This window comes from Streptomyces sp. 13-12-16, assembly GCF_002114215.1.
Lineage (GTDB): Bacteria > Actinomycetota > Actinomycetes > Streptomycetales > Streptomycetaceae > Streptomyces.
Map to the genome: position 1 here is coordinate 11,421 of NZ_NCTE01001157.1, position 1,881 is coordinate 13,301.

Below are 1,881 nucleotides of genomic sequence, written 5' to 3' on the forward strand. Positions count from 1 at the left end.
GTTCCACCACGGTTGCTCCGGAGCGAGGGGACCGGCCGGTCCCACGGCAGGTCCGAGCACCCAGCGGGGTTCCGGAGCGGACGGTGCGTCGGCGAGCCGACGGACCTCGTGGTGGATGATGAGGTGGGCCTCGGGAAGGGGCGGCACCGGCGGGGTGTGCCCCAGCACCACGATGACGATGTCTGCCCGGCAGAGCTCGTCCCAGTCGCGGCGCGGCGCGGACACCGTGACGTGCCGGCCGTCGGTCCACAGGTCGCGCATCCGCCGGTCGCCCGGCGGATGCGGCGAGAGGAGCGAAGACTCCTGGAGGTACGGCCATGGCCTCGTCACACGTGTCGTGAAGGACTCGCGCCAGGGCGTGCCGACCTCTGTTTCCCCGTGGCTGAACGAGATGAAGGCCGGGGGCCTGTCCGTGCGGACCCGTGGGGGCGCTCCGTGGAGCGCGGCCGGGCCGCTGCGCACGGCGTGGCCTCCGGACGCGTCGTCCGGGCGGGTGTGCTCGTCGTCGCCGCTGTTCCCGGACACGGACGAGGGCTCGTCCGGCTCCTCCGGCTTGTCCGGCTCGTCGGTGCGGACGTGCCGAGCACTGCCGGTGGGGGCCGCGTCGACCGCGGCACACAGTCGCCGCCGCGCGTCCTCGGGGATGGTCTCGTCCAGGGCGCGGACGCGGGGCGCGCGCAGGCTGGAGGCGGCCATCAGGGCGGCGAACTCGTCGTCGGCGGTGGTGGCAGGCCTCGTGTCGTCCTTGTGCGCACTCATCGTGCTCCCCCCTCCACCGGCCGGACCTGCTGCAGGCCACTGGCCAGAACCTTGGTGCGGACGCGGGCCAGGCGCCGCTCGAGTGCCTTGGGCGTCATGCCCACCCTGACGGCCGCTTCGGCATGGGTGTAGCCGAGGGTGACCCAGCCCAGCGCCTCGCGCAGCTGCTCGTCGGGCAGCAACGGGCGCAGACGGCTGATGTGGTCCCGCGTGGCCGCGGCACGCTGGGGATCGGTGGCGCGCTGGTCGGGAATGTCGTGCCGGGTGTAGAGGACGTCGTCGCCGTCGGCGCCGCGGTGGTCGAGTTCGGCCTGTCCGAGGTGGTGGGTCCGGTACCAGCGGAGATAGACGGGGCGGAAGGCCAGGACGGAGGCGCCGACGAAGTAGGTGGTCAGGCTCGCCCCGCCCTCGGGGTTCCACTTGCCGCGGACCAGGCCGTGCTCGCGGAAGAGAATGCTGCCCTTGAGGACGGTGTCGGTGACGACCTGGGTGCGGTCCTCGTACGCCCACGTCTCGGGCAGCATCGTGGACGGTACGGGGCGGCCCATGCGGGCGGTGCGCCGGAAGATGTGGCCGCTCGCGCTCCAGTGGCTCAGCGTGCGCCAGCCGTACGTCATCAACTCGGCGATGAACTGCCGGTAGTGCGAGCCCTCGAACCCGGAGCGGCGCAGGAAGGCGACCAGGGCGGCGTCCCGGCCGGGGAGCTGGGCCCGCGTCGTGGCGTCCTCGCCCGTGTCGTCGGCGAGGAGCTTCTCCAGGGCGCGCAGCTCCCGGTCCGCGGTCGTGACCGACAGGTGTCCGTCCTGCGTCATGGTGTGGGGTCCGTACCCCTTGCACTGTCCATCCGGCACATCCGCTCCCTAGCTCTCGCCAGCCCCAGCGGGCCCCGTTCCGCCCTTGCGCTCCCTAGGTCGTAGGCGCGGCTCGCGGCTCTCCCCCCTCCCCGGCCCCACAAAAGAATGTGATGTGAGTCACGCGGGGGGAGTGGGTCGGGCGGTCCCTACACCCTCAACAACCGGCCACCGCACCAGTGGTGACGTCCCATCAGGGAAAGGAACCCCATGAGCACCAGTCCCGTCCCCGGCCAGGGCCACCCCGACAGCCTCACGACCACTCCGTCCC

At 72.6% G+C, this 1,881-nt stretch carries 1 protein-coding gene and 1 pseudogene; both read right to left on the reverse strand.

From position 1 onward, the window contains the following. Window positions 1-759 (reverse strand): annotated as a pseudogene (locus B7767_RS46875) (hypothetical protein); the annotation flags it as partial. Continuing rightward, window positions 756-1,571: an ECF-type sigma factor gene (locus B7767_RS36780; protein ID WP_085575806.1), complete on the reverse strand. Its 816-nt coding sequence runs from the start codon at window positions 1,569-1,571 to the stop codon at window positions 756-758. The gene B7767_RS36780 and the pseudogene B7767_RS46875, both read right to left, overlap by 4 nt. Between the last annotated feature and the right edge of the window lie 310 nt (window positions 1,572-1,881).

Bases quoted from the DNA above. Each gene is read 5' to 3' on its own strand.
- B7767_RS36780 (WP_085575806.1), bottom strand. From the start codon at position 1,571: ATGACGCAGGACGGACACCTGTCGGTCACGACCGCGGACCGGGAGCTG.